Source organism: Nocardioides sp., assembly GCF_047607185.1.
GTDB lineage: Bacteria > Actinomycetota > Actinomycetes > Propionibacteriales > Nocardioidaceae > Nocardioides.
Window position 1 is genome coordinate 1 of sequence record NZ_JASGDQ010000039.1, and the last position, 20,943, is coordinate 20,943.

A 20,943-nucleotide genomic window follows, 5' to 3' on the forward strand; every position below is an offset into this window, starting at 1 on the left:
GGGCGTAATCCCCATCGGCAAGGCCTTGGCTGGACGCCAAGGCGACTGTGACACGCAAGAGACGCCGAGCGGTCGCAAACTGACCTCCCCCGCTGGCGCTCCTCCGGTCAGTTTGCGACCGCTCGGCTGGTGCAGTCACAGTCGCCTTGGCGTCCAGCCAAGGCCTTGCCGATGGGGATTACGCCCAGCGTTGCTCGGCCGGGGTGAAGTCGAGGGTCCGGTCGCCGGTGTAGATCTGCTTGGGACGAGCGATCTTCTGCTCCTTGTCCTGCACCAGCTCCAGCCACTGGGCCAGCCAGCCGGGGGTGCGGCCGATGGCGAAGAGCACGGTGAAGAACTCCGGCGGGAACTGCAGCGCCTCGTAGATGAGGCCGGAGTAGAAGTCCACATTGGGGTAGAGCTTGCGCTTGACGAAGTACTCGTCGTTGAGCGCGATCTTCTCCAGCTCCTGAGCCACCGCGAGCAGCGGGTTGACGCCGGTGACGTCGAAGACGTCGTCGGCGGCCTTCTTGATGATCCGGGCGCGCGGGTCGTAGTTCTTGTAGACCCGGTGACCGAAGCCCATCAACCGCTCGTTGCCGTTCTTGACGCCCTCGATGAACGCGGGGATCTCCGAGACGTTGCCGATGCGGCGCAGCATCCTCAGCACCGCCTCGTTGGCACCGCCGTGCAGCGGGCCGAACAGCGCGCCGATGCCAGCGGAGACGGCGGAGTAGGGGTCGACCTGCGTCGATCCGACGGCACGGACCGCATTGGTGGAGGCGTTCTGCTCGTGGTCGGCGTGCAGGATGAACAGGGTGTCCAGCGCCTTGACGAGTCGCTCGTCGGGCTCGTAGGTCACCTCGGTCATCTTGAAGAGCATGGAGAGGAAGTTGGCCGTGTAGGACAGGTCGTTGTCGGGGTAGACGTAGGGCTTGCCCTGCGCGTGCCGGAACGACCAGGCGCCCAGCGTCGGCATCTTGGCGATCATCCGGATCACCTGGATGGCGCGGTTGTCGGCGTCGGAGATATTGCGCGACTCGGGGTAGAACGTGGAGAGCGCGCCCACCGAGGCCATCAACATGCCCATCGGGTGGGCGTCGTAGCGGAAGCCCTCCATGAAGCTCTTGACGTTCTCGTGGACGAAGGTGTGGTAGGTGATGTTGTGCACCCATTGGTCGTACTCGTCCTTCGTCGGCAACGAGCCGTGGACCAGCAGGTAGGCGACCTCGAGGAAGGTGGAGTTCTCCGCCAGCTGCTCGATCGGATAGCCCCGGTACTCCAGGATGCCCTGGTCACCGTCGATATAGGTGATGGCGGATCGACACGAGGCGGTGTTGAGGAAGCCGGGGTCGTAGACGGCGAGACCTGGCTCGTCTGCCACCTTGATCTGCCCGATGTCTGCGGCGCGGATGGTGCCGTCGGTGATCGGGACGTCGTACTCCTGCCCGGTGCGGTTGTCGCGGACGGTGAGAGAATCAGTCACGCGTCTCACGTTAGCCGACGTTTTGACCCTTGCGTACGGCGGCCCGTAACCTTGTGCGGTCGTGACCCCTGCCGCTCCCATCAGTGGGGGCAGACCGGCTCTACCAATTCCGTTGGCAACCCGGCTGTGTTCGTCAGAGGCCACGAGCAGCACCATTCCTACGAACAAGTGAGGCACACGTGGGCACCTATGCTCCGAAGCCCGGCGACATCGAGCGCGCCTGGCACGTGATCGACGCGACCGACATCCGGCTCGGTCGGCTCGCGGTCCAGGTCGCGAACCTGCTCCGCGGCAAGCACAAGGCGATCTTCGCCCCCAACGCCGACACCGGCGACTTCGTCATCGTGGTCAACGCCGAGAAGGTCTCCCTCTCCGGCACCAAGCGCACCACGAAGCTCGCCTACCGCCACTCCGGCTACCCGGGCGGTCTGACGGCGACCCCGATCGGCGAGATCCTGGACAAGGACGCGCGCAAGGCGGTCGAGAAGGCCGTGTGGGGAATGCTCCCGAAGAACAAGCTCGGTCGGCAGATGATCAAGAAGCTCAAGGTCTACTCCGGCCCGACGCATCCCCACCAGGCCCAGCAGGCTGTCCCGTTCGAGATCAAGCAGATCTCTCAGTAATCGACCAAGGAATCACACATGTCTGAGAACACCACTGAGGCTGAGGTCGACTACGAGGTCGACGAGGCCGGCGTCGCCTACACCAGCGAGTCCGCTCCGTCCGCCGACACCCCGGCCCGCCCGGCGACCATCGCGCCCGCCGGCGCCACCGGCCGCCGCAAGGAGGCGGTCGCTCGCGTCCGCATCGTGCCCGGCACGGGAGTGTGGACGATCAACGGCCGCAAGCTGGAGGACTACTTCCCCAACGCGCTGCACCGTCAGATCGCCAACGAGCCGTTCGCGGCGCTGCAGCTCGAGGGCCGCTTCGACGTCATCGCCCGCATCCACGGCGGCGGCATCGCCGGCCAGGCCGGCGCGCTGCGGCTGGGCGTCGCCCGCTCGCTCAACGCCGTCGACGTGGAGGCCAACCGGCCGACGCTGAAGAAGGCCGGCCTGCTCACCCGCGACGCTCGCGTCGTCGAGCGCAAGAAGGCCGGACTGAAGAAGGCTCGTAAGGCTTCGCAGTTCAGCAAGCGCTGATCTATGCGCCTTTTCGGCACCGACGGGGTCCGGGGCCTGGCGAACGGTGAGGTGCTCACCGCGTCGCTGGCCCTGGATCTCGCCGTTTCCGCGGCCCATGTCCTGCTCGCCCACGAGGACTTCTCGGGGCGGACCACCGGCCGGCCGACTGCCGTCATCGGCCGCGACCCGCGGGTGAGCGGGCACTTCCTGGAGGCCGCGGTGGTGGCCGGTCTGGCCTCGGCCGGTGTCGACGTGCTCGACCTCGGCGTGCTGCCGACCCCCGCCATCGCCTACCTCACCGAGTCGCTCGGCGCCGACCTGGGGGTGGTGGTCACCGCCTCGCACAACCCGATGCCCGACAACGGCATCAAGTTCCTGCAGCGCGGCGGGGTGAAGCTCGACGACGCCCTCGAGGACGAGATCGAGTCCCGGCTCGGCGAGCGCTGGACGCTGCCGACAGGCTCGGGCGTGGGCCGGATCGGCTTCCACGAGACCGCCGTCGGGGAGTACGTCGACCACCTGGTCGACACGCTGCGCTCGACCGCCGGCTCGCTGGCCGGGTGCAGCGTCGTCCTCGACTGCGCCCACGGCGCCGCTTCGGTAGCCGCGCCGCTGGCCTTCCGCCAGGCCGGCGCGACCGTGGTGGCCATCAACGACCAGCCCACCGGCGTCGAGATCAACGACGGCTGCGGCTCCACCCACCCCGAGCAGTTGCAGAAGGCGGTCCTCGAGCACGGCGCGGACGCCGGCTTCGCCTTCGACGGCGACGCCGACCGGTGCCTGGCCGTCGACGCCGCCGGCAATCTCGTCGACGGCGACCAGCTGATGGGCCTGCTGGCGCTCGCGCTGCGGGAGCAGGGCAAGCTCGCCCACGACACCCTGGTCACCACGGTGATGAGCAATATCGGCCTGCACCAGGCGATGACCGGCGCCGGCGTCACCGTGCGCACCACCGCCGTCGGCGACCGCTATGTGCTCGAGGAGATGTCGGCGGGCGGCTACTCGCTCGGCGGCGAGCAGTCCGGTCACGTCATCATGAGCGACTTCGCCACCACCGGCGACGGCATCCTCACCGCGCTGCACGTCGCCGGCCGGATGGTCGCCACCGGCACCCCGCTGGCGGAGCTGGCCAGCGTCGTCACCCGCTTCCCGCAGGTGCTCGTCAACGTCTCCGGCGTCGACAAGAGCCGGGCCGACGACCCCGAGGTGCTGGCCGCCGTACGTCAGGCCGAGGACGTGCTCGCCGGCGCCGGTCGCGTCCTGCTCCGCCCCTCCGGCACCGAGCCGCTGGTGCGGGTCATGGTCGAGGCCGCCACCGAGCCGCGAGCGCGCCAACTCGCCGACCAGCTCGCTGCCGTCGTCAAGGAGCGCCTCGCGCTGTAGCGCCGCGCCTCGCGCGTTCTCAGGCTCAGAGCTTGCGGACCCGCACATAGCGGACCGAGTGGTCGCGGTCCTTGCGCAGCACCAGCGTCGCGCGGGAGCGGGTGGGCAGGACGTTCTGGACCAGGTTGGGGCCGTTGATGTCCTCCCAGATCCGCTCGGCCTCGGCGGCTGCCTCGTCGCGGGTGAGGGCGGCGTACTTGCGGAAGTAGGAGCCGGGGTCGCGGAAGGCGGTCTCCCGCAGCCGTAGGAAGCGGTTGATGTACCACTGCTTGATGTGCGCGGTGCCGGCATCGACGTAGACCGAGAAGTCGAAGAAGTCCGAGACCGCCAGGCCGGTGCGGCCGTCCTCGCGCACCCGGGCCGGCTGGAGCACGTTGAGCCCCTCGACGATCACGATGTCGGGGTGGGCGATGACCACCTTCTCGTCGGGCACCACGTCGTAGACCAGATGGGAGTAGACCGGTGCCCGCACCTCGTCGCGGCCGGACTTGATGTCGACCACGAACCTCAGCAGCGCGCGACGGTCGTAGGACTCCGGGAAGCCCTTGCGCTGCATCAGTCCGCGCCGCTCCAGCTCGGCGTTGGGGTAGAGGAAGCCGTCGGTGGTGACCAGGGAGACGTTGGGGTGCTCGGGCCAGTGCGCGAGCAGTTGCTGCAGCACCCGGGCGGTGGTGGACTTGCCGACCGCCACCGAGCCCGCGACACCGATCACGAACGGCGTGCGCGGGGGAGTGCGCCGGTGCAGGAACGCCTCCTGGGCGCGGTGCAGCTTGCCGGCCGCGGAGACGTAGAGGGAGAGCATCCGGGAGAGCGGGAGGTAGACCTCCTCGACCTCGGTCAGGTCGATGGCGTCGCCGAGCCCCTGCAGCCGATGGACCTCCTCGGCCGAGAGCGGGAGGTCGGTCTCGGTCGCCAGCTTCGCCCAGTCCTCGCGGCTGAGCTCCAGATAGGGCGAGGACTCTGCGTCAGGGGGAGAGCCATGGACACCGCTCTCGGCCTCGCGGGAGGTCATGAGGGCGATTGTTCCGTACGTGTCTGCGGCGCGGATCACAGCCCCTGCGTCCAGGCTCGGGAAGGGCGGGAGGGGCCCCGGCACGCCGTACACTCCTGCCCATGTGCGGGATCATCGGGTACGTCGGCGAGCGGTCGGCCCAGGACGTCGTCATCGAGGGTCTGCGACGCATGGAGTACCGCGGCTACGACTCCACCGGCATCGCGCTGGTGCCCGGCGACGGCACCCTGCCGATCCGCAAGAAGGCCGGCAAGCTCGCCAACCTGGAGAAGGTCGTCGACGAGCAGCCGCTGCCCGCCGCGACCACCGGCCTGGGACACACCCGCTGGGCCACCCACGGCGGCCCGACCGACGCCAACGCCCACCCCCACACCGGCCAGCACGGCCGGCTGGCGCTGATCCACAACGGCATCATCGAGAACTTCGCCGAGCTCCGCGCCGGCCTCGAGCGCGACGGCCACACCCTGACCTCGGAGACCGACACCGAGATCGCCGCGCATCTCGTCGAGATCGAGCTGGAGCGCGGCCTGAGCCTGACCGCGGCGATGCAGACCGTCTGCCGACAGCTGGAGGGCGCCTTCACGCTGGTCGCCGCCGACCGCGACGACCCCGCCCAGGTGGTCGCCGCCCGGCGCAACTCCCCGCTGGTCGTCGGCCTCGGCGAGCGGGAGAGCTTCCTGTGCTCCGATGTCGCCGGGTTCATCGAGTTCACCCGGGAGGCGCTCGAGCTCGGCCAGGACCAGGTCGTCACCATCACCCGCGAGGGCGCCACGGTCACCAACTTCGACGGTACGCCGTCGCAGGGCCGCCCCTTCCACATCGACTGGGACCTCGCTGCCGCCGAGAAGGACGGCTACGACTGGTTCATGCGCAAGGAGATCTTCGAGCAGCCGCGCGCGGTGGCCGACTCCCTGCTCGGTCGTCGCAACACCGAGGGCCGGCTGCAGCTCGACGAGATGCGGCTCTCCGACGACGAGCTGCGCGACATCGACAAGATCATCATCATCGCGGCCGGCACGTCGTTCTACGCCGGCATGGTCGCCAAGTACGCCATCGAGCACTGGTGCCGCATCCCGGTCGAGGTCGAGCTGTCCAGTGAGTTCCGCTACCGCGACCCGATCCTCGACAACTCCACGCTCGTCGTCGCCATCTCGCAGTCCGGCGAGACCGCCGACACCCTGCAGGCGATCCGGCACGCCCGGGTGCAGCGCTCCAAGGTGCTGGCGATCTGCAACACCAACGGCTCGACCATCCCGCGCGAGTCCGACGCCGTCATCTACACCCACGCCGGGCCGGAGATCGGCGTCGCCTCGACGAAGGGCTTCCTGACCCAGCTGGTCGCCTGCTACCTGCTGGCGCTCTACCTGGCACAGGTCAAGGGCACCAGGTTCGGCGACGAGATCACCAATATCGTGGAGCAGCTGGAGGAGATCCCGGCCGCGATCGACTGGGTGCTCTCCCACGCCGACGACGTCTACGAGCTGGCTCGCGAGCTGCGCGACTCCCGCTCGGTCCTCTTCGTCGGCCGCCACGCCGGCTACCCCGTCGCGCTGGAGGGCGCGCTGAAGCTCAAGGAGCTCGCCTACCTCCATGCCGAGGGCTTCGCCGCCGGCGAGCTCAAGCACGGCCCGATCGCGCTCGTCGAGCCCGGGCTGCCGGTCTTCTGCGTGGTGCCGCCGCAGGGCCGCGACCAGCTCCACGACAAGATGCTCTCCGGCATCCAGGAGGTCCGCGCCCGCGGCGCCCGCACCATCGTGCTGGCCGAGGAGGGCGACGAGCGCATCAAGCCGTACGCCGACGTGGTCATCCCGATCCCGTCCGTGCCCGTCCTGCTCCAGCCCCTCGTCGCCACCGTCCCGCTGCAGCTCTTCGCCTGCGAGCTCGCGACCCTGTGCGAGCACGACGTCGACCAGCCCCGCAATCTGGCGAAGTCGGTCACCGTCGAGTGATCGCTGTCGAGATGTCCGGGGTCGGCCGGGTCTTCCCGACCCGGGCGGGGGAGACGGTCGCGCTTGCCGACATCGACCTGACCGTCGCCGAGGGCGAGTTCGTCTCGCTGATCGGCCCGTCGGGATGTGGCAAGTCGACGCTGCTGCGCCTCGTCGCCGACCTCGACTCGCCGACGACGGGCTCGGTCTCGGTCTTCGGGAAGACGACGGAGCGGGCACGGCTCGACCACGACTACGGCATCGCCTTCCAACAGGCCGGGCTGCTGCCGTGGCGCACCGTCGCCGACAACGTCCGGCTGCCGCTGCAGCTCCACGGCATCGACCGGTCGACTCGTCGGGCCCGGATCGTGGAGCTGCTGGAGCTGGTCGGTCTCGCCGACGTCGCCGACCACTACCCGGACCAGCTCTCCGGCGGGATGCAGCAGCGGGTGGCCATCGCCCGCGCACTTGCCGAGCGTCCCCGGCTGCTGCTCATGGACGAGCCGTTCGGGGCTCTCGACGAGATCACCCGGGAGCGGATGCAGACCGAGCTGGTGCGGATCGCCGAGGAGTCCGGCGCCGCCGTCGTCTTCGTCACCCACTCCATCCCGGAGGCGGTCTTCTGCTCCGACCGGGTCGTCGTCATGTCACCGCGCCCGGGCCGGATCGTCGACATCGTCGCGACCGGTCCGGCGTCGGGCCGACGCGACGAGGACTACCGCGACGCCGACGCGTTCGCGCACACTGTCAGCCGAGTGCGCCACCTGCTCCACCACGGAGCGAATGCCCCTATGCTGTGACGAGTTCGTTGCTCGACGGGGCTGTCGGCGACGGATTTCGCAGGATGATCGTCGCATCGACAAGGAATCGATAGTCATGAGCCAGACTCCTGATCTGGACGCCCGCGCCTTCGAGCTCGACCGGGCACACGTCTTCCACTCCTGGTCCGCGCAGGGCGCGCTCAAGCCGCTGGTCTTCGCCGGCGGGCTGGGCTCCCGGCTCTGGGACCACGCCGGGAGGAGCTACCTCGACTTCTCCAGCCAACTGGTCAACGTCAACATCGGCTACCAGCATCCCGCGGTGGTCGCGGCGATCCAGGAGCAGGCCGCGACGCTGACCATGGTCGACCCCAAGCACGCCAACCTGGCGCGGGGCGAGGCCGCCGAGCGGATCACCGCTCATGCCCCCGACGGCTTCGACAAGGTCTTCTTCACCAACGGCGGCGCCGACGCCAACGAGAACGCCATCCGAATGGCGCGGCTGTTCACCGGCCGGGAGAAGGTGCTCTCCACCTATCGCTCCTACCACGGCAACACCGGTGCCGCGATCGTCGCCACCGGCGACTGGCGTCGGCCGGCCGGCAACGAGTTCGCCCACGGCCATGTCCACTTCTTCGGCCCCTACCTCTACCGCACGGAGTTCTGGGCGGGTACGCCGCAGGAGGAGTCGGAGCGGGCGCTGCGGCACCTGCGTCGCGTCATCGAGGCGGAGGGCCCGGCCACCGTGGCCGCGATCCTGCTCGAGACCATTCCCGGGACGGCGGGCGTGCTGGTGCCTCCGGACGGCTACCTGGCCGGCGTACGGGCGCTGTGCGACGAGTTCGGCATCGTCCTCATCGCCGACGAGGTGATGGCCGGCTTCGGTCGGGCCGGCGAGTGGCTGGCGATCGACCACTGGGGGATCACCCCCGACCTCATCACCTTCGCCAAGGGCGTCAACTCCGGCTACGTCCCGGCCGGCGGCGTCATCATCTCCAACCCGATCGCCCACCACTTCGACGAGCGGGTCTTCCCGGGCGGGCTGACCTACTCCGGTCACCCGTTGGCGATGGCGGCCATCGTCGCCGCGCTCGACGCGATGGCGTCCGAGGGGATCGTGGCCAATGCCCGCAGCGTCGGCCAGGACCACATCGCGCCCGCGCTGGCCAAGCTCGCAGAGCGCCACGACGTCGTCGGCGAGGTCCGCGGCCTCGGGGTCTTCCACGCCATCGAGCTGGTCGCCGACCGCGCCACCCGCGAGCCGCTGCCCGACGCCGCCATGGGCACCGTGCGGACCAGGCTGCTGGAGCGCGGACTGCTGCCCTTCATCGTCAACAACCGCATCCACGTCGTACCCCCGTGCGTCGTCACGCCCGAGGAGGTCGCCGAGGGCGTGGCGATCATCGACGACGTCCTCGCCACCCTGTAGCAAGGCGGGTCAGCCGGCTCGCGGGGGCTTGTCCACAGGCCGCCTCCCGATCGGTGGCGCGCTGCCGACCGCCCGCCTAGGCTCGGGGCATCTCGGACCCGGAGGAGGACACCATGACCGCTCAGCCCAGCGAGCTCGGCCGCAAGGTCGTTCAGCTCAGCGACGACGTCATGTTCATCTACCAGAAGCTTGACCGTCTCGAGAAGCGTCAGCGGCGCTTCGCCAAAGAGACCCGCAAGCGGTTCGACGCCGTTGATGGACGGCTCGACGCCATCGACGGGCGGCTCGACGCCATCGACGGGCGGCTCGACGTCATCGACGGGCGGCTGGATGCGCATGACGCTCGGTTCGACACCATCGACGCGACCCTTGCCGAGGTGCTCCGCCGGCTCCCCGGGCCCACGCCCTAGGAGCGCTCCAGGGTAGGTCCGGCGGTGCCGGAGCCGGAGGTGCCCTCGTCGACATAGACCGCGACGCGCGCCGCATGGCCCGGCACCTCGCGGTACGTTCCTGGCATGAGGGCAGCCCACACCGTCGCGCAGATCCGGGCGGCCGAGGCCGCGCTGATGGCGCGGTTGCCGGAGGGCGCTCTGATGCAGCGGGCGGCGACCGGCCTGGCCCATGCCGTCGTCGACCTGCTCGGTGGTGGCTACGGCCGGCGCGTCGTGCTGCTCGTCGGTCCGGGAGACAACGGCGGCGACGCGCTGTACGCCGGCGCGCTGCTCGCCCGCCGGGGCGCGGCCGTCGAGGCCTGGCTGCTCGGCGACCGCGCTCACGAGGGCGGCCTGGCCGCGCTGCGGGCCGCTGGCGGCGTGGTGACCGCGCCCCGGCCGCTGCGCAAGGGCTCGGTCGACGTCGTCGTGGACGGCATCCTCGGCATCGGCGGCCGGCCGGGGCTGCCCGCCCGCGTCGCCGAGGCGCTCGTGCCGATCAGTCCCTCGATCCCGATGGTCGCCGTCGACGTGCCCTCCGGGGTCGATGTGGATACCGGCGAGCTCGCCGGGATGGCGGTACGCGCCGACCTCACCATCACCTTCGGCACCCACAAGCTCGCCCACCTCGCCGACCCGGCGGCCCGCTGCTGTGGCGTCGTACACCTGGTCGACCTCGGCCTCGACCTCCCACCGGCGCCGGTCGAGGCGCTGCAGGCCGCCGATGTCGCCCGGCTGCTGCCCCGGCCGGCGCCCGACGCGCAGAAGTACGGCCGCGGCGTGGTCGGCCTGCGTACCGGCAGCGCCCGCTACCCCGGCGCGGCGCTGCTCAGCACCGCCGGCGCCGGCACCGGCCTGGCCGGCATGGTCCGCTACGTCGGCAGCGCCGCCGACGTGGTCAAGCAGCATCACCCGGAGGTCGTCGGCGAGGGCCAGGTCCAGGCCTGGGTCGTGGGGTCCGGCACCGACGCCGACGCCGCGGACCAGCTCGCGGCGGCGCTGGCCGACGGCGTCCCGGTCGTGATCGACGCCGACGCGCTGGCCCACCTCACCGGCCCGGTGCCCGGCGCTGTGCTCACCCCGCACGCCGGCGAGCTCGCCGCGATGCTCGGGGAGCAGCGCGAGGACATCGAGGCGCGGCCGCTGCACCACGTCCGGGAGGCGGCCGCCCGCTACGGCTGTGTCGTCCTGCTGAAGGGCCGCCGGACCCTCGTCGCCAGCCCGGACGGCCCGGTCCGGATCAACACCACCGGCACGCCCTGGCTGGCGACGGCAGGAGCCGGCGACGTCCTGGCAGGTCTGGTCGGCAGCCTGCTCGCGGCCGGCCTCGGCCCACTCGACGCCGCCAGCGTCGGCGCCTGGCTGCACGGCGCCGCCGCGACCCTGGCCAGCCGTGACGGACCTCTCACCGCGACGAGGGCGGCCCAGGCGCTCCCGGAGGTGATGAGAGAGTTGCCGTCGTGAGGGGGATGCCGTGACGAGCCGCGCGGAGATCGTGGTCGACCTGGCGGCCGTCCGGCACAACGTACGGCGCCTGGCCTACCTCACCCAGACCCCGGTGATGGTCGTGGTCAAGGCCGACGGCTACGGCCACGGCATGGTCGAGGTGGCCCGGGCCGCCCGCGAGGCCGGCGCGCCCTGGCTCGGCGTTGCCGCCCCCGCCGAGGCGCTACGGCTGCGCGAGGCCGGCGACACCGGCAGACTGCTCACCTGGCTGAGCGTGCCTCGCGACGACCTGGCCGCACTGGTCGAGCGCGACGTCGACCTCACCGCCTACACCCTCGCCGAGCTCGACCAGATCGCCGACGCGGCGCGCCGCGCCAACCGCCGGGCCCGGCTCCAGCTCAAGGTCGACACCGGCCTCTCCCGGGGCGGCGCCATGCCGGCGGACTGGCCGATGCTGTTCGAGCACGCCCGGAAGGGCCAGGATCGGGGCATCTGGAAGGTGACGGGCATCTGGTCCCACCTCGCCTCCAGCGAGGTCCCCGAGGACCCCGCCAACGACGCCCAGGAGAAGGTCTTCCGGGAGGCCCTCGCCGAGCTGGCCGAGGCCGGGCTCACCCCCGAGGTGCGGCACCTGGGCAACTCGGCCGGGGCGATCTTGCGGCCCAGCGCCCGGTTCGACCTGGTGCGCGTCGGCATCGCGGCGTACGGCCTCCCCCCAGGCCCCGGCGTGATCACCGGACTCGGGCTGCGACCGGCGATGACGCTGCGTGCCGACCTGGCGATGGTCAAGGACGTCCCGGCCGGCGCCGCGGTCTCCTACGGCGGCCACTGGGTCGCGCCGGCACCGACCAGTCTGGGCCTGGTCCCGGTCGGCTACGCCGAGGGCATCCCGCGCGCGGCGGCCGACCGAGCCGAGGTGTGGATCGCCGGCGCCCGGCGGCCGATCCGGGGCACCATCTGCATGGACCAGTTCGTCGTCGACCTCGCCGGCGACCACCCGCCGGTCGGCGAGGACGTCGTCCTGTTCGGGCCCGGCGACAGCGGCGAACCGACCGCGCAGGAGTGGGCGGAGGCGGCGGGAACCATCTCCTATGAGATCGTCACGCGGCTGGGTGGGAGACTGACCAGGCGTCACATCGACACAGACAGGGAGGCCTGAGGTGGGTCTGTCCGCTCGCATCGCCGGGGCCGCCGCCGGAGCCGCCGGTCTCGCCGCCACCGGAGCCGCCGTCCGGGTGGCGCAGCGACGCCGCTCCATCGCCCGTCGCCGCGGCGACGCGACGCCGTTCGGCTCGCTGCGAGCCCCGGCGCGCACCGTCGTCACCAACGACGGCGTGCCCCTCCAGGTGGAGGTCGACGAGGCCACCTCGGACCTGACCGTGGTCTTCGTCCACGGCTACGCCCTCAACCTCGACTGCTGGCACTTCCAGCGGGCCGCCTACCGGGGTCTGGTCCGCACCGTCTTCTACGACCAGCGCTCGCACGGCCGCTCGGGTCGCGGCTCCATCAAGGAAGGCACCATCGACCAGCTCGGCACCGACCTCAAGAGCGTCATCGACGCGGTCGTCCCCGAGGGCCCCGTCGTGCTCGTCGGCCACTCCATGGGCGGCATGACCATCGTGGCCTTCGCCGAGCAGTTCCCGGAGCTGTTCGCGCCCGCCGACCAGGGCGGCCGGATCGCCGGCGTCGCGCTGATCTCCACCACCGCCGGCGGCCTCGACCCGGCCCGGCTCTTCTTCCCTCTGGTCCCGGCCCGGTTCGGCGCCGGCATCACCAGCGGCACCCTACGGGCGCTCGCTCGCGGCCACCGTGCCGTCGACGGCGCCCGGCGCCTGGGCCGCTCGATCGCCACCGTCGCCACCGACGCCTTCGCCTTCGGCGACAAGGTGCCTGCCGGCTACGTCGAGTTCGTCAACGACATGCTCTCGGCGACGCCCTTCCAGGTGGTCGCGGAGTTCTTCCCCGGCTTCAAGGAGCTCGACAAGTTCGACCACGTCCACATCCTCGGCCGGGTGCCGACCACCGTCATCTGCGGCACCGCCGACCGGCTCACCTCCATCGGTCACGCCCGCAAGCTGCACAGCCGCATCCCGGGCTCGGTGCTCGTGGAGTGCCAGGGCGCCGGCCACATGGTCATCCTGGAGCGGCACGGCCAGGTCAACGCCGCCCTCGACCAGCTGCTCGCGGCAGCGGCCGAGGGGGCACACCGGTGACGACCGTCGGGACCGGGCTCGACGTCAGGCGGGTCGGCCCGGAGCAGGCCGCCACGGTGCTCGGCATCGTCCGGGCGGCGTTCGGCGAGCGGCCGCCGCTGGACCCGCCCGCCGACGCGCTCGGCGAGACCGTCGAGACGATCGCCGAGAGGCTCGCCGCCCACGGCGGCCTGCTGGCGATGCTCGACGGCGAGCCGGTCGGCAGCCTGGTGCTCGACCCGGTCGGCCGGACCGTCTACCTGCGCCGGTTCGCGGTGCTCCCCGCCGTACAGAACCACGGCGTCGCGCACGCCATGGTGGCCGCCGCCGTCGAGGCGGCGCTCGGAGATCCGGTGCAGCGCTACGAGGACCTGACCGTGGTGGCTCGCGAGGAGCTGCCCCGCAACATCAGGTTCTGGGACAAGCAGGGCTTCCGGGAGATCGCCCGCACCTCGCCGTACGTCGAGATGCGCCGGCCGCTGCGCACCCACGTGGTCGAGATCGCCACCGCCGACGACATGCGCGCGCTCGGCGAGCGGCTGGCGGCCCAGCTGCGGGCCGGCGACCTGCTGGTGCTCTCCGGCGAGCTGGGCGCCGGCAAGACCACCTTCACCCAGGGGCTCGGCGCCGGGCTGGGGGTGCGCGGCGACATCACCTCGCCCACCTTCGTGATCGCCCGCGTCCACCCCTCGCTCGCCGACGGCCCGGAGCTGGTCCACGTCGACGCCTACCGCCTCGGCAGCTCTACCCATCCTCGGGCCGAGCTGGACGACCTCGACCTCGACACCGAGTTCGACGACGCGGTGACGGTCGTGGAGTGGGGGGAGGGGCTGGCCGAGGGGCTGGCCGAGTCGCACCTGGACATCCGCATCGTCCGGGCGCTGGCCGTCGACGAGCTCTCTGCCGAATTCGGAGGGGGTGGTCTCGATCCCCGCCGGGTCGAGATCACCCCAGTGGGACCGCGCTGGCACATCCTGGACTGGGGTGCCGTGTAGATGCTGCTCGCCTTCGACACGGCCACCCCCCAGGTCACCGTCGCGCTGTACGACGACGGCGTGGTCGCCGAGCGGGTCTCGGACCGCGCGATGAAGCACGGCGAGCAGCTCGCCCCGCTCATCGAGGAGGTGCTGACCGCAGCCGGCGCGACCCGCCACGACCTCACCGCCGTCGCGGTGGGCGCCGGACCCGGCCCGTTCACCGGGCTGCGCGTCGGCCTGGTCACCGCTCGCACCCTCGGCTTCGTGCTCGACATCCCCGTCCACGCCGTCTGCACCCTCGACGTGCTCGCCGTCGAGGCAGTCTCGACCGGGGCTGTCGACGCCGGCTTCGCGGTCGCGACCGACGCCCGTCGCAAGGAGGTCTACCTGGCGAGGTACGACGCCGACGGCAGCCGCCTCGGCGGGCCGGTCGTGATCCGCCCGGCCGACGCCGCGACCGACGGTCCCGTCGTGGGCGAGGGCGCGCTGCTCTACCCCGTCGACTTTCCGCGGGCCGTCGGTCCGGCGCGGCCGAGCGCAGGCTGGCTGGCCCGTACCGTCGCCGAGCAGCGGGCCGAGCTGCTCGACCCCGAGCCGCTCTACCTGCGCCGCCCCGACGCGGTCGCCCAGGCCGACCGATGATCCGCGAGGCGGTCCCGGCCGACGTACCCGCCGTCGCCGCGCTCGAGCTGCTCAGCTTCCCCGACGACGCCTGGACCCCGGACTACCTCACGCTCGCCGTCGACGGCGGCCTGCCCACGGTGAGCCTGCTGGTGGCCGACTCCGAGGACGGCGCGGTCGCCGGTCACGCCATTCTCAGCATCGTCTTCGAGGTCGCCGAGCTGCAGCGGATCGCCGTCCATCCGGCGTACCGCCGTCACGGTCTGGGCAGCGACCTCCTCGTCGAGGTGGTCGGCCGGTCGGCGGCGGCCGGCGCCGACCGGCTGCTGTTGGAGGTCCGTGAGGAGAACGCCGCCGCGCTCGCCCTCTACGCCGCCGCCGGCTTCACCGAGATCGACCGACGGCCGCGCTACTACCGCGACGGCGCCACCGGGGTCGTCCTCCAGCTCGACCTGGGGAAGTGCACATGAGCGAGCCGCTGGTGTTGGGGATCGAGACCTCGTGCGACGAGACCGGCGTCGGGATCGTGCGCGGCACGACGCTGCTCGCCGACGCGGTCGCCAGCAGCGTCGAGGAGCATGTCCGGTTCGGCGGCGTGGTGCCCGAGGTCGCCAGCCGCGCCCACCTCGAGGCCATGGTGCCCACGATCGAGCGAGCCTGCGAGACCGCCGGCGTCGGGCTCGCCGATGTGGACGCCATCGCGGTGACCAGCGGGCCCGGGCTTGCCGGCGCGCTGCTGGTCGGCGTGGCGGCCGCCAAGGCGCTGGCCCTCGGCCTCGGCAAGCCGCTGTACGGCGTCAACCATCTTGCCTCGCACGTCGCGGTCGACCAGCTCGAGCACGGCCGGCTGCCCGAGCCGTGCCTGGCGATGCTGGTCTCCGGCGGGCACTCCTCGCTGCTGCGCGTCGAGGACGTGACCGGTCACGGGAGGGGCGTCGAGCCGATGGGTGCCACCATCGACGACGCGGCGGGGGAGGCCTTCGACAAGGTGGCCCGGCTGCTCGGCCTGGGCTTCCCCGGCGGCCCGGTCATCGACCGCGAGGCCCGCTCCGGATCGTCGGTGGCGATCGCCTTCCCGCGTGGCCTCACCGCGCGCCACGACCTGGAGCGGCACCGCTTCGACTTCTCCTTCTCCGGCCTCAAGACCGCGGTCGCCCGCTGGGTCGAGGCTCGCGAGCGCTCCGGCGAGCCGGTGCCGATCGCCGACGTGGCTGCCAGCTTCCAGGAGGCCGTCTGCGACGTGCTGGTCCGCAAGGCGCTCGATGCCGCGAGCAGCGAGGGCATCGAGGATCTGGTCATCGGCGGAGGGGTGGCCGCCAACAGCCGGCTCCGCGCGCTGGCCGAGGAGCGGGCCGGGAAGCTCGGCATCCGGGTCAGGGTGCCGCGGCCCGGCCTGTGCACCGACAACGGCGCCATGGTCGCCGCCCTCGGCGCCGAGATGGTCGCGCGCGGCCGCACCCCCAGCTCCCTCGACCTGCCGGCCGACTCCTCTCAGCCGGTCACCAGCGTCCTGGTCTGACGCGGGACGTCAGAGGAGGACGCCGGTGACCGGCGCGGGGGAGGGAGGTCAGGGGACGTCGACCGTGACGGAGCGGTACTTCACGTTCCCGGAGGCGTCGGCCAGCTTCACCTCGAGCCGGGCGCTCCCGGCGGCCACCGAGGCGGGGATCCGCAGCCGAAGGGTGTGCACCGTGCCGGAGGCAAGCCAGCCCCAGCGGCGGTGGGCCCGCACGTTGTCGCCCCGGATCAGCCGCAGCCGGGCGGCGACCCGCTCGTGGGTTCGCACCTTCACGATGGCGACCCGCCGGCCGCTGCGCCGCGTTGCGATCCGCACGCTGGTGGCCCGGGCGGCGACCCGGCCGGTAGTGGTGTCGGCCGTGCTGTCGGTCGTGGTGGAGGAGGTCGTGGTGGAGGAGGACGCGCTGGAGGAGGTGCCGTCGCCGAAGTCGAGGCTGGCGGTGAACGACCCGGTGTAGCCGGCGGTGGTGCTGCCGGTGAGCGGGACGAGCAGGCTGGCGTCGTACAGGCTGTCGTCGGAGTTGTGGGTGTCGCGGCCGGAGCTGCCCTGGTAGCCGCTGGTGTCCTGCACGGTGTCGTTGACGGTGTCGTCGAAGAAGAGCTGGGAGGTGAAGTTCACCGAGGAGGAGTCGGACAAGGCGACCCGGATCCGGAAGTGGATGTGGATGGTCCGGCTGACGTACCAGCCGGGCATGATCGTGGTGAAGGTGACCGCCCCGTTGGCGTCGGAGACCTGGTAGCCGCGCAGCCAGTCGACGCCGCGGTTGTCGGGGTTCCCGCTGCCGGACACATCGGAGTACTCGCCCTGTGCGTTGGCGTGCCAGATGTCGACATAGGCACCCGCCTGGGGGGTGCACTCGCCGCCGGCGTCCTGGAGGTTGATCGTCAGCGTGAGGGGGACGCCGCCCTGGATCGCTCCGGTCGTGCTGTCGGCGCGGATGTCGCTGCGGTTGAGCTGTTCGTCGACCCAGAACGGGCCCTGGGTCAGTTCGGGAGTCAGCGTCGCGCAGCCGGTCGAGGAGGCCAGCGCCAGCGAGGACGAGGCGCTGGGCACCGCCGCCACCGCCTGCTGGGCGAGGTCCCTGACGGCGGTCAGCGCGAAGAGTCCCGCGCCGGCGACGGCGCCGGTGCGCAGGACGGTACGACGAGTGGCGCGGTGGTTGTCCTCAAGCTCGGTCATGGCCTCACTTTCGGGCCGGCTGCTGTGACTGACCTGTGAGCGCGGGATCAGAATCGTGTGACCAGCAGACAGGTGCCCTCGCCGGCGACCCGGGTCATCACGATGGTGGCCTCGTTGGGGCCGCGCAGCGCCAGGCGGTGGCGCAATTGCTCGGGCACCACCGCCACGCCGCGCTTCTTGATCGTCAGCCGGCCGACGCCGCGCTCGCGCAGCGCCGCGCGCAGCGGCCGCTCCCGGTAGGGCAGCTCCTCGAGCACCCGGTAGCCGGTCGCGAACGGGGTCCGGAAGGACTCCTCGGAGGTGACATAGGCGAGGTGCTCGTCGAGCAGGCCACCCCGGACGCCGGCGGCGACGGCGGTCACCAGGCCGGCCCGGATCACCGCGCCATCGGGCTCGTAGAGGAACTCGCCGACCTTGCGGACCTCGCCGGCGCCCGTGCCCGGCGGGGGAGCGTCCTCGTCGGTCAGCGTGGCCAGCCCGCCGCCCTGCCAGTGAGGAGGGGCGATCACGGTGGCGCGTCGTCGTACCGTCGCGAGGCGGCCGGCCCACAGCGCCGCCTCCTTGACCTCGCCGCGGTCGGAGACCCACTCGCCCTCGACGCCGGGTGGGATCAGGCCGTGCGGGATGCCCGGCGCGACCTTGACGCAGGCGTCGCGGGTGAACAGCGTGCTCACCCACGACCACGGCGGCGTCCAGCCCTCGGGGTCGAAGGTGCGCCCTCGTGCGCCGCGTCGAGCCGGGTCGGCGAAGGCCACGTCGAAGGGGGAGTGGTCCACCCTGGTCGCGTCGGCCACGCTCACCGCGCCGGGCAGCCCGAGAGCGGCCAGGTTGGCCCGCGCCACCGCGACCCGCACCGGGTCCAGGTCGACGCCGGCGCTGGTCAGGCCGGCCCGCGCCGCTGCGATCAGGTCGCCGCCGATGCCGCAGCCGAGGTCGACCAGTGTCGCTGCGCCGAAGGCGCTCAGTCGGGCGGCCCGATGGTCGGCGACAGCCGCTCGGGTGGCCTGCTCCAGCCCGTCGGGAGTGAAGTACATCCGCTCGGCGGCCTCCCCGAACTTGGCCACCGCCTTGGCGCGCAGCTCCACCTGGGTCGTTGCCGCGGCGACGTACGGCGCCTGCCACTCCTTGCGCAGGATCGTCTGTGCCCGCAGCGGCTCGAGGCCCGTCAGCTCGCTTGCCCGGGCCAGCAGCCGCTGGCCGTCGTCGGTGAGCAACCAGGCCAGCGCGTCGGGGTCCACGAGCCCATCCAACACCACCGCCCTGGCACTCATTGATCGTGAGTGCTAACGTCTGAGTTGGCACTCTCAGGTCGAGTGTGCCAATGACGTTCTCATCAGATTCGCCCATCGAAGTGTGAAGGGGAGGTCGACACCGTGTCGATCAACATCAAGCCTCTCGAGGACCGCATCGTCATCAAGCAGGTCGAGGCTGAGCAGACCACCGCCTCCGGCCTGGTGATCCCGGACACCGCCAAGGAGAAGCCGCAGGAGGGCGAGGTCCTCGCGGTCGGACCCGGTCGCGTCGACGACAACGGCAACCGGGTCCCGCTCGACGTCAACGTCGGCGACAAGGTCATCTACAGCAAGTACGGCGGCACCGAGGTCAAGTACGGCGGCGAGGACTACCTCATCCTCTCGGCGCGTGACGTCCTGGCTGTCATTTCCTGACCAAGCCTCGTGACTCGGGACGTCATGCGAAGCGGCTGCTCGGACAGCCAACTCGGATGACGTCCCGAGTCGTTTGAATCATCTCGAAGGAGAGATATGCCGAAGATCCTGGAGTTCGACGAGAACGCCCGCCGCGCGCTCGAGCGCGGCGTGGACGCGCTCGCCAACGCCGTCAAGGTGACCCTGGGCCCCAAGGGCCGCTATGTCGTGCTCGACAAGAAGTGGGGCGCCCCGACCATCACCAACGACGGTGTCACCGTCGCTCGTGAGGTCGAGTTGGACGACCCGTTCGAGAACCTCGGTGCGCAGCTCACCAAGGAGGTCGCCACCAAGACCAACGACGTCGCCGGTGATGGCACCACCACCGCGACCGTGCTGGCCCAGGCGCTGGTCCACGAGGGCCTCCGGGCCGTCGCCGCCGGCGCCAACCCGATGGGTCTCAAGCGCGGCATGGACCAGGCTGCCACCGCTGTCGGCGACGCACTGCGCGCCTCCGCCCGCGACGTGGACAGCAAGGAGGACATGGCCGCCGTCGCGACCATCTCCAGCCGCGACTCCCACATCGGCGCGCTGCTGGCCGACGCCTTCGACAAGGTCGGCAAGGACGGCGTCATCACCGTCGAGGAGTCCAACACCACGGGCACCGAGCTCGAGTTCACCGAGGGTATGCAGTTCGACAAGGGCTACATCTCGGCCTACTTCGTGACCGACCCGGAGCGGATGGAGGCCGTCCTCGACGAGCCCTACATCCTGCTGCACCAGGGCAAGATCAGCTCGATCCAGGAGCTGCTGCCGCTGCTGGAGAAGGTCGTCGGGACCGGCAAGCCGCTCTTCATCCTCGCCGAGGACGTGGAGGGCGAGGCGCTGTCCACGCTCGTCGTCAACAAGATCCGCGGCGCGTTCAACGCCGTCGCGGTCAAGGCGCCGGCGTTCGGCGACCGCCGCAAGGCGATCCTGCAGGACATCGCCATCCTGACCGGCGGCACCGTGATCTCGCCGGAGGTCGGCCTCAAGCTCGACCAGATCGGCCTGGAGGAGCTGGGCACCGCCCGGCGCGTCGTCATCACCAAGGACAACACCACCATCGTCGACGGTGGCGGCGATCCCGCTCAGGTCGAGGGCCGGGTCGGCCAGATCAAGGCCGAGATCGAGAACACCGACTCCGACTGGGACCGCGAGAAGCTCCAGGAGCGACTCGCGAAGCTGGCCGGTGGCGTGTGCGTGATCAAGGTCGGCGCCCATACCGAGGTGGAGCTGAAGGAGAAGAAGCACCGCATCGAGGACGCCGTCTCCGCGACCCGCGCCGCGATCGAGGAGGGCATCGTCGCCGGCGGTGGCTCGGCCCTGATCCACGCGGTCTCCGTGCTGGAGAAGGACCTCGGCCTGTCCGGTGACGAGGCTGTCGGCGTGCGCATCGTGCGCAAGGCCGCCGACGAGCCGCTGCGCTGGATCGCCGAGAACGGTGGCGACAACGGTTATGTCATCACCACCAAGGTGCGCGAGCTCGGCGCGGGCAACGGCTACAACGCCGCCACGGGGGAGTACGGCGACCTGGTCGCCCAGGGCGTCATCGACCCGGTCAAGGTCACCCGCTCGGCACTGGTCAACGCCGTCTCGATCGCCGGCCTGCTGCTGACCACGGAGACCCTGGTGGTCGACAAGCCCGAGGATGAGGAGCCGGCTGCCGCCGCTGGTCACGGCCACGGCCACGGCCACTGACGACTCGGCAGAAGTGCGGGCCCGAGAGGGCGCGAGTCGGCAGAAGTGCTGCTCTGAGAAGGTTCGAGTCGGCGCTAGTGCAGGTCTGGGACC

The 20,943-nt window shown here is 71.4% G+C and carries 19 protein-coding genes and 1 pseudogene; 16 read left to right on the plus strand and 4 right to left on the minus strand.

Annotated features, from left to right (window positions below):
• Nucleotides 1-178 precede the first annotated feature (178 nt).
• Complete coding sequence (locus tag QM595_RS03650; protein ID WP_415170166.1) at nt 179-1,465, minus strand: citrate synthase; 1,287 nt, start codon at nt 1,463-1,465, stop codon at nt 179-181.
• Nucleotides 1,466-1,644: 179 nt separating this feature from the next.
• Here QM595_RS03650 and rplM point away from each other — a divergent pair, with 179 nt between their 5' ends.
• From rplM to glmM, 3 genes are read left to right on the plus strand one after another with little or no spacing between them, the layout of a single operon-like run.
• On the plus strand, nt 1,645-2,088 hold the full coding sequence (gene rplM, locus QM595_RS03655) for a 50S ribosomal protein L13 (protein ID WP_415170167.1): 444 nt from the start codon (nt 1,645-1,647) through the stop codon (nt 2,086-2,088).
• An 18-nt stretch (nt 2,089-2,106) separates the two neighbouring features.
• The gene (gene rpsI / locus QM595_RS03660) at nt 2,107-2,607 is read left to right on the plus strand and encodes a 30S ribosomal protein S9 (RefSeq protein WP_415170168.1); all 501 of its coding nucleotides are present in this window, start codon (nt 2,107-2,109) and stop codon (nt 2,605-2,607) included.
• 3 nt (nt 2,608-2,610) lie between these two features.
• Nucleotides 2,611-3,972: a phosphoglucosamine mutase gene (gene glmM / locus QM595_RS03665; protein ID WP_415170169.1), complete on the plus strand. Its 1,362-nt coding sequence runs from the start codon at nt 2,611-2,613 to the stop codon at nt 3,970-3,972.
• Nucleotides 3,973-3,997: 25 nt separating this feature from the next.
• On the opposite strand, the gene coaA is transcribed toward glmM, so the two are convergent.
• Nucleotides 3,998-4,984: a type I pantothenate kinase gene (gene coaA / locus QM595_RS03670; RefSeq protein ID WP_415170170.1), complete on the minus strand. Its 987-nt coding sequence runs from the start codon at nt 4,982-4,984 to the stop codon at nt 3,998-4,000.
• Between the two features lie 101 nt (nt 4,985-5,085).
• On the opposite strand from coaA, the gene glmS reads away from it, so the two are divergent.
• The 11 genes from glmS to tsaD all read left to right on the plus strand — a co-directional run bounded on the left by glmS (nt 5,086) and on the right by tsaD (nt 16,285).
• Nucleotides 5,086-6,933, plus strand: coding sequence for a glutamine--fructose-6-phosphate transaminase (isomerizing) (glmS, locus tag QM595_RS03675; protein ID WP_415170171.1), 1,848 nt, complete (start codon nt 5,086-5,088; stop codon nt 6,931-6,933).
• Nucleotides 6,930-7,712, plus strand: coding sequence for an ABC transporter ATP-binding protein (locus QM595_RS03680; RefSeq protein WP_415170172.1), 783 nt, complete (start codon nt 6,930-6,932; stop codon nt 7,710-7,712). The genes glmS and QM595_RS03680 overlap by 4 nt, the downstream gene beginning before the upstream one ends.
• A gap of 76 nt (nt 7,713-7,788) precedes the next feature.
• Nucleotides 7,789-9,099 (plus strand): aspartate aminotransferase family protein, encoded by a 1,311-nt coding sequence (locus QM595_RS03685; protein WP_415170173.1) that lies wholly within the window; start codon nt 7,789-7,791, stop codon nt 9,097-9,099.
• Nucleotides 9,100-9,212: 113 nt separating this feature from the next.
• Nucleotides 9,213-9,509 carry a hypothetical protein gene (locus QM595_RS03690; protein ID WP_415170174.1) on the plus strand — a complete coding sequence of 99 codons (297 nt, stop codon included), beginning with the start codon at nt 9,213-9,215 and terminating at the stop codon, nt 9,507-9,509.
• Nucleotides 9,510-9,614: 105 nt separating this feature from the next.
• Nucleotides 9,615-10,994 (plus strand): NAD(P)H-hydrate dehydratase, encoded by a 1,380-nt coding sequence (locus QM595_RS03695; RefSeq protein ID WP_415170175.1) that lies wholly within the window; start codon nt 9,615-9,617, stop codon nt 10,992-10,994.
• Nucleotides 10,995-11,004: 10 nt separating this feature from the next.
• Entirely contained in the window at nt 11,005-12,135 is a 1,131-nt protein-coding gene (gene alr, locus QM595_RS03700) for an alanine racemase (RefSeq protein ID WP_415170176.1), read from the plus strand.
• Between the two features lies 1 nt (nt 12,136).
• On the plus strand, nt 12,137-13,189 hold the full coding sequence (locus tag QM595_RS03705) for an alpha/beta fold hydrolase (protein WP_415170177.1): 1,053 nt from the start codon (nt 12,137-12,139) through the stop codon (nt 13,187-13,189).
• The gene (tsaE, locus tag QM595_RS03710; protein WP_415170178.1) at nt 13,186-14,163 is read left to right on the plus strand and encodes a tRNA (adenosine(37)-N6)-threonylcarbamoyltransferase complex ATPase subunit type 1 TsaE; all 978 of its coding nucleotides are present in this window, start codon (nt 13,186-13,188) and stop codon (nt 14,161-14,163) included. Before QM595_RS03705 ends, tsaE begins: the two co-directional genes overlap by 4 nt.
• The gene (gene tsaB, locus QM595_RS03715; RefSeq protein WP_415170179.1) at nt 14,164-14,787 is read left to right on the plus strand and encodes a tRNA (adenosine(37)-N6)-threonylcarbamoyltransferase complex dimerization subunit type 1 TsaB; all 624 of its coding nucleotides are present in this window, start codon (nt 14,164-14,166) and stop codon (nt 14,785-14,787) included.
• Nucleotides 14,784-15,236: a ribosomal protein S18-alanine N-acetyltransferase gene (gene rimI / locus QM595_RS03720; RefSeq protein WP_415170180.1), complete on the plus strand. Its 453-nt coding sequence runs from the start codon at nt 14,784-14,786 to the stop codon at nt 15,234-15,236. Before tsaB ends, rimI begins: the two co-directional genes overlap by 4 nt.
• On the plus strand, nt 15,233-16,285 hold the full coding sequence (tsaD, locus tag QM595_RS03725) for a tRNA (adenosine(37)-N6)-threonylcarbamoyltransferase complex transferase subunit TsaD (RefSeq protein WP_415170181.1): 1,053 nt from the start codon (nt 15,233-15,235) through the stop codon (nt 16,283-16,285). Before rimI ends, tsaD begins: the two co-directional genes overlap by 4 nt.
• Before the next feature lie 678 nt (nt 16,286-16,963).
• Here tsaD and QM595_RS03730 read toward each other — a convergent pair.
• Both QM595_RS03730 and QM595_RS03735 read right to left on the minus strand, forming a co-directional pair.
• Nucleotides 16,964-17,464: pseudogene (locus QM595_RS03730) on the minus strand (hypothetical protein); the annotation flags it as partial.
• A 47-nt stretch (nt 17,465-17,511) separates the two neighbouring features.
• Nucleotides 17,512-18,735, minus strand: a complete 1,224-nt coding sequence (locus QM595_RS03735) for a THUMP-like domain-containing protein (RefSeq protein WP_415170182.1) — start codon at nt 18,733-18,735, stop codon at nt 17,512-17,514.
• A gap of 102 nt (nt 18,736-18,837) precedes the next feature.
• On the opposite strand from QM595_RS03735, the gene groES reads away from it, so the two are divergent.
• The gene (groES, locus tag QM595_RS03740; protein WP_415170183.1) at nt 18,838-19,131 is read left to right on the plus strand and encodes a co-chaperone GroES; all 294 of its coding nucleotides are present in this window, start codon (nt 18,838-18,840) and stop codon (nt 19,129-19,131) included.
• 96 nt (nt 19,132-19,227) lie between these two features.
• The gene (groL, locus tag QM595_RS03745; RefSeq protein ID WP_415170184.1) at nt 19,228-20,850 is read left to right on the plus strand and encodes a chaperonin GroEL; all 1,623 of its coding nucleotides are present in this window, start codon (nt 19,228-19,230) and stop codon (nt 20,848-20,850) included.
• Nucleotides 20,851-20,943: the final 93 nt, after the last annotated feature.

Bases quoted from the DNA above. Each gene is read 5' to 3' on its own strand.
- QM595_RS03685 (WP_415170173.1), top strand. From the start codon at position 7,789: ATGAGCCAGACTCCTGATCTGGACGCCCGCGCCTTCGAGCTCGACCGG.
- rpsI (WP_415170168.1), top strand. From the start codon at position 2,107: ATGTCTGAGAACACCACTGAGGCTGAGGTCGACTACGAGGTCGACGAG.
- tsaB (WP_415170179.1), top strand. From the start codon at position 14,164: ATGCTGCTCGCCTTCGACACGGCCACCCCCCAGGTCACCGTCGCGCTG.
- QM595_RS03735 (WP_415170182.1), bottom strand. From the start codon at position 18,735: ATGAGTGCCAGGGCGGTGGTGTTGGATGGGCTCGTGGACCCCGACGCG.
- groL (WP_415170184.1), top strand. From the start codon at position 19,228: ATGCCGAAGATCCTGGAGTTCGACGAGAACGCCCGCCGCGCGCTCGAG.
- rimI (WP_415170180.1), top strand. From the start codon at position 14,784: ATGATCCGCGAGGCGGTCCCGGCCGACGTACCCGCCGTCGCCGCGCTC.
- QM595_RS03695 (WP_415170175.1), top strand. From the start codon at position 9,615: ATGAGGGCAGCCCACACCGTCGCGCAGATCCGGGCGGCCGAGGCCGCG.
- glmS (WP_415170171.1), top strand. From the start codon at position 5,086: ATGTGCGGGATCATCGGGTACGTCGGCGAGCGGTCGGCCCAGGACGTC.
- tsaD (WP_415170181.1), top strand. From the start codon at position 15,233: ATGAGCGAGCCGCTGGTGTTGGGGATCGAGACCTCGTGCGACGAGACC.
- glmM (WP_415170169.1), top strand. From the start codon at position 2,611: ATGCGCCTTTTCGGCACCGACGGGGTCCGGGGCCTGGCGAACGGTGAG.
- QM595_RS03690 (WP_415170174.1), top strand. From the start codon at position 9,213: ATGACCGCTCAGCCCAGCGAGCTCGGCCGCAAGGTCGTTCAGCTCAGC.
- coaA (WP_415170170.1), bottom strand. From the start codon at position 4,984: ATGACCTCCCGCGAGGCCGAGAGCGGTGTCCATGGCTCTCCCCCTGAC.